The sequence below is a fragment of the Pseudomonas sp. 34 E 7 genome, assembly GCF_900005715.1.
Lineage (GTDB): Bacteria > Pseudomonadota > Gammaproteobacteria > Pseudomonadales > Pseudomonadaceae > Aquipseudomonas > Aquipseudomonas orientalis_A.
The window spans coordinates 1-5,592 of the sequence record NZ_CVTX01000163.1; the positions used below are offsets into that span (position 1 = coordinate 1).

3 protein-coding genes are annotated in these 5,592 nt (G+C 60.2%); 2 read left to right on the forward strand and 1 reads right to left on the reverse strand.

Going from position 1 to position 5,592, the window contains the following annotated elements:
- Positions 1 to 210 precede the first annotated feature (210 nt).
- Positions 211 to 1,038 carry a N(5)-hydroxyornithine transformylase PvdF gene (locus BFP96_RS21660; protein ID WP_065893101.1) on the reverse strand — a complete coding sequence of 276 codons (828 nt, stop codon included), beginning with the start codon at positions 1,036 to 1,038 and terminating at the stop codon, positions 211 to 213.
- A gap of 198 nt (positions 1,039 to 1,236) precedes the next feature.
- Here BFP96_RS21660 and BFP96_RS21665 point away from each other — a divergent pair, with 198 nt between their 5' ends.
- The gene (locus tag BFP96_RS21665; protein ID WP_065897793.1) at positions 1,237 to 2,889 is read left to right on the forward strand and encodes a cyclic peptide export ABC transporter; all 1,653 of its coding nucleotides are present in this window, start codon (positions 1,237 to 1,239) and stop codon (positions 2,887 to 2,889) included.
- Positions 2,890 to 2,997: 108 nt separating this feature from the next.
- A complete protein-coding gene (locus BFP96_RS21670; protein ID WP_083216674.1) occupies positions 2,998 to 5,439 on the forward strand; it encodes a TonB-dependent siderophore receptor in 2,442 nt (813 codons plus the stop codon).
- The last annotated feature ends 153 nt before the right edge of the window (positions 5,440 to 5,592 follow it).

The following is a 5,592-nucleotide window of genomic DNA, read 5'->3' on the forward strand; positions in this document are numbered from 1 at the left end:
AGCGTGGTTTAACGGGGCGCCTAGGATCAAAAGCAGATCAAGATCAAGAGCGGCTCGCTTCGCATCGTGGTTACGGTTGGGCGCTGCTGAGTTGAGTAGATACCTATGCCCCGATGAGGGAGTGTCAGTAGGCGCATTTTTGACTGAACCACCGCCATCGGGGGCAAGCCCCCTCCCACATTTGAACGCCATGCGTCAGGAGGATTGTATTCAGCCTTGCTTAGCCAACAGTTCCAGGCCTTCATGCAGCGCCGGGAACAGGCTGTTGTTGAAGTTGTTCCAGCGCAGTTCGAGAATGGTGTCTTCGGGCGAAATCTCGGTCTTCAATACGTCGTGGAACACTTCGCCGGAATCAATGCCGTTATCCACATAGTGAAATGACGCGCCGGTGAGGTACAGCGGCGCCGAGGGGGTGGTAGCCCTGGTCGTCCAGTCCACCACGGTCTGCCCACGCGCGCCATACAACGCGTTCCAGGTGGCATAGGCGCCACGGCGTTCGTAAGGCGATTCGATGCGGGTGATACCCGGATGGATGTTCATGATGCGCCGGGCAAACGGCGCGCCTGGGCGAACCAGTTCATCGAGGATCACCAGCAAGCCATCGAGCACCACGATGTCGGCTTTCAACTCGACCAGCACGTCATGCAGGCGCCGTTCGAAATCCTGTTTGCCGGCGATATGCTCAGCGCTGCCCCGAGGCAGGCGACGATAGGTCGACGGTACGCTCAGCAACAGGTCGTTGACCAACTTGCCCTGTACGCTCAGGTCGGCCGGGTACAACCACTGGCCGCCAGGCTTGTAAGCGAAACCATAATCGGCGACCAACGCCTGATCCCGTGGATTCTGCTCATCGTCGTCGTACACCACCCCGACCAGGTTGTAGGCATCGCCCAGCGCGGTGTCGTTGAGCGAGCCCACCAGAAACTCCAGCACCGACTTCATGTAGCGCTCGTGGTCCTTGTAGGCCACCGGCTGCCCGGCCTTGTCGGCGGCGGCATTTCTCAGGGACCAGACATACACCAGGTTCTTTTTCGTCATTGTTTCGCTCTCGCAGAAGGAATACGTACGGCGTGAATACCCGTGCGCCTACCCAACAAGAACGAACCAGCCCTCGCGCAATTTATCCAGCGCCGCCACCGCCCGGCACACCGAGCTAAATAGTCGCGCCGACACTTCGTTTGTCATGGGTAAGGGTCTGTGTGCCCAGCCCCTCTTTTCACTCTCCGGGATGTATTTATGACCGACCCCAAACGCGGCGCCTTCAAAGGCATGCTCGCCCTGCTCCGGCCCTTTCGCATCATTGTGACGGTCTCCGTCGCCCTCGGCATGGTGGGCGGCCTGGCCATTACGTTGCTGCTGGCGACCATCAATAACGCGCTGCACTCGGCGGCAGGCATGACCCAGGGCGTGGTTCTGACCTTTGCGGCACTGTGCGTGGTGGCGCTGTTCAGTTCGATCATTTCCGACATCGGCACCAACTACGTCGGGCAACGGATCATCGCCGCCCTGCGCAAGGACCTGGGCGAGAAGGTGTTATCGGCGCCCATCGGTCAGATCGAACGCTATCGCTCCCACCGCCTGATCCCGGTGCTGACCCACGACGTCGACACCATCAGCGACTTTTCCTTCGCGTTCACGCCGCTGGCCATCGCGGCCACAGTCACCCTCGGGTGCCTGGGCTACCTGGCCTACCTGTCGGTGCCGATGTTCCTGATGATGGTGGTGGCGATCATTATCGGCAGCACCGTGCAGTTCATTGCCGGCGGCAAAGGCATCCAGGGCTTCGACCTGGCGCGCAGCCATGAAGACGAGTTGCAGCGTTACTACAACGCCATTGCGTCCGGCGCCAAGGAACTGCGCATGCACCGACCACGGCGGTTTCGCATGAACACCCACCGCATCCAGGAAACCGCCGACCGCATCAGCGACATCCAGGTGCGCTCGGTCAATATCTACATCCTGGCCAAGACGTTTGGCTCGATGCTGTTCTTCGTGGTCATCGGCCTGGCCCTGGCGATGCAGGCGTACAACCCCAACCCGGACCCGACGGTGATCACCGGCTTCGTGCTGGTGCTGCTGTACATGAAAGGCCCGTTGGAACACCTGCTGGGTTACATGCCCGTGGTCGGCAAGGCCAAGATCGCGTTTGGCCGCATCAGTGAACTGTCGGAGCGTTTTTCGTCCCCGGAACCGCACCTGTTGATGGATGACAGCGAAGCGCCGACACCGGTGGTCAACAGCCTCGAACTGCGCAACGTGAGTTACAGCCCGCCGGCGGTCGAGGGCAGCGAGCCGTTCCACCTGGGGCCGATCAACCTGAGTATCCAGCAAGGCGATATCGTGTTTATCGTCGGCGAAAACGGCAGCGGCAAGACCACCCTGATCAAACTGCTGCTGGGTCTGTACCCGCCCCAGGCCGGCGAGATTCGCCTGAATGGCGAAGCGGTCACCGACCCTGAGCGCGATGACTATCGCCAGTTGTTCACCACGGTGTTTTCCGACTACTACCTGTTCGACGACCTGGTCCAGGGCAGCGCCGCCCAGTCCCTGGACAGCGCCACCCAATACCTGGAACGCCTGGAAATCGCGCACAAGGTCAGCGTCAAGGACGGCGTATTCAGCACCACCGACCTCTCCACCGGCCAGCGCAAGCGCCTGGCCTTGGTCAACGCCTGGCTGGAAGAACGCCCGGTGCTGGTGTTCGACGAATGGGCCGCCGACCAGGACCCGGCCTTCCGCCGGATCTTCTACACCGAGCTGCTGCCGGACCTCAAGCGCCTGGGCAAGACCATCATCGTGATCAGCCACGACGACCGTTATTTCGACATCGCCGACCAACTGGTACGCCTGCGCGCCGGCCAGGTGGTGCACGAAATGGAACCGGCGTGAATTTTATTTTCCGGTTTTTCCAGGTAGGAACGTCTCACTAGTGCTAATGAGAATTAACCTCAATAGATACGATAACTGCCCACTTAAAACCTAGAAGAGAAAGCATCCATGCCAGCACGACTCGGTCTCAGCCCCCTGAGCAAAGCGTTATCCATGCGCAGGGCCCTGAACATGAACCTTCTTCCGAGTGCCCTGGCACTGGCGGTGGCGCTGCCGATGGCGGGCTATGTTCAGGCCCAGGAGATCGAGTTGAACATTCCTGCACAGCCGCTGGGGAGCGCGCTGCAGGAATTTGGCCGCCAGACCAACGTGCAAGTGCTGTACAGCCCTGGCGACGTGCAGGGTAAGAACAGCCGGGCGATCAAGGGCAAGATGCAGCCGCAGCAGGCCATCGATGCGTTGCTGGCAGGCAGCCAGACCACTTACAGCCTCAACGGCAATACCTTGACCGTGGCCGCCGCCAGCGCAGCGGGCGGGCTGGAACTGAGCCCGACCGAGGTCACCGCCAACTACCTGGGCAACATCACCGAAGGCTCGAACTCCTACACCCCGGGCACCATTGCCACCGCCACGCGCCTGACCCTGACACCCCGGCAAACCCCGCAGTCGATCACGGTGGTCACGCGCCAGCACATCGAGGACTTCGGCCTCAACAGCATGGATGACGTGATGCGCCACACCCCCGGCATCACGGTGTCGGCCTATGACAGCGACCGTACCAACTATTATTCCCGGGGTTTCTCGGTCAACAGCTTCCAGTACGACGGCATTCCTTCCACCGTGCGCAACGTCGGTTACTCGGCGGGCAATACCTTGAGCGACATGGCGATCTATGACCGCGTCGAAGTGCTCAAGGGCGCTACCGGCCTGCTCAATGGCGCCGGCTCCCTGGGGGCGACGATCAACCTGATCCGCAAGAAGCCGACAGCGGACTTCAAGGGGCATGTGCAACTGGGCGCCGGTTCCTGGGACAACTACCGCAGTGAAGTTGATGTCAGCGGGTCCCTGACCGACAGCGGCAATGTCCGTGGGCGTGCGGTCGCCGCGTACCAGGACAAGAAGTCGTTCATGGACCACTACTCGCGCAGGACCGAAACCTACTACGGCATTACCGAATTCGACCTGTCTCCCGACACCCTGCTGACCGTGGGCTTCGACTACCAGGACAACGTTCCGCAGGGTTCGAGCTGGTCCGGCTCCTTCCCGCTGGTCAATTCCAACGGCAGCATCAACAAGATGCCGCGCTCCTACAACAACGGCACCACCTGGAGCTCCTGGGAGCAGAACACCCGAACCGCGTTCGCCATGCTCGAGCATGACATGGGCAGCGGCTGGGTGACCAAGTTCCAGCTCGACCACAAGATCAACGGCTACCACGCCGACCTCGGTTCGATTCAGTTCGTCCAGCCGGCAGCCGATGGCACTGCCGAAGTCAACGGGCAGAAGTACACCGGCGAAACCAAAAGCACCTCCGCCGACCTCTACGCCACCGGGCCTTTCAGCCTGTTCGGCCGCGAACATGAACTGGTAGTGGGCGGCTCGATCGGCACCTCGCGCTGGCAGGGCAAGGGTTACTGGTCGCCGGAATGGCCGGGCGGCAACAAAGTCGATTTCTATAACTGGAACGGCCACCTCGCCAAGCCTATCTACGGCCCGGCCCAGCAGCACATCGATGACACCATCCGCCAGACGGGTTACTACGTGACCACACGCTTGAACGTGATGGATGACCTGAACGTGATCCTCGGCGGGCGCGTGGCCAACTATCACGTCACCGGAAACAACCCTTCCTACAAGGAAACCGGGCGGTTCATTCCTTATGCCGGGGTGATCTACGACCTCAACGACAACTTCTCGGCGTACGCCAGCTACACCGATATTTTCCAGCCTCAGGAAAGTACCTATAAGGACCGCAACGAAAAACTGCTGGAACCGGACGAAGGGCAAAACTACGAGATCGGCCTCAAGGGCGAGTTCTTCGAGGGCCGCCTGAACACCAGCATCGCTTACTTCGAAGTGCATGAGACCAACCGTGCGATCTCCGACGATGCGTACAACAACCAGACGCCAACCCCGCAGAACTATGCATTCAAAGGTTCCAAGGCCGTAACCAAAGGCTACGAAGCGGAAATATCCGGTGAGTTGAGCCCGGGCTGGCAAGTGCAAGGTGGCTACACCCACAAAATCGTGCGCGATGACGATAACAAGAAGATCTCCACGTTCGAGCCCGAGCACCAGGTCAACCTGAACACCACCTACAAGCTCAAGGGTGACCTGGACAAGTTCACCATCGGCGGCGGCGTGCGCTGGCAGACCAAGGGCTGGAACGAGATCTGGAACGAGCCACTGCAAACCAACCAGGACATCACCCAGGAATCCTACTGGCTGGTGGACTTGATGACCCGCTACCAGGTCACCAAGAACCTGTCGGCGACGGTCAACTTCAACAACATCTTCGACAAGTCCTACTACACCAACGTGGGTTTCTATAACTCCGCCGCCTACGGCGAGCCGCGTAACGTGATGGTCAGCACCCGCTGGGACTTCTGACCGCACGGCGACAAGCTCCACAATCGGCGGAGTAATGGGGATCAAAATGTGGGAGGGGGCTTGCCCCCGATGGCAGTGTGTCAGTCAATACATCTGTTGACTGTGACACCGCAATCGGGGGCAAGCCCCCTCCCACATTGGATAATGCCGTCC

Excerpts from the sequence above, each read along its gene's own strand:
- BFP96_RS21660 (WP_065893101.1), bottom strand. The coding sequence starts at position 1,038 with ATGACGAAAAAGAACCTGGTGTATGTCTGGTCCCTGAGAAATGCCGCC.
- BFP96_RS21665 (WP_065897793.1), top strand. The coding sequence starts at position 1,237 with ATGACCGACCCCAAACGCGGCGCCTTCAAAGGCATGCTCGCCCTGCTC.
- BFP96_RS21670 (WP_083216674.1), top strand. The coding sequence starts at position 2,998 with ATGCCAGCACGACTCGGTCTCAGCCCCCTGAGCAAAGCGTTATCCATG.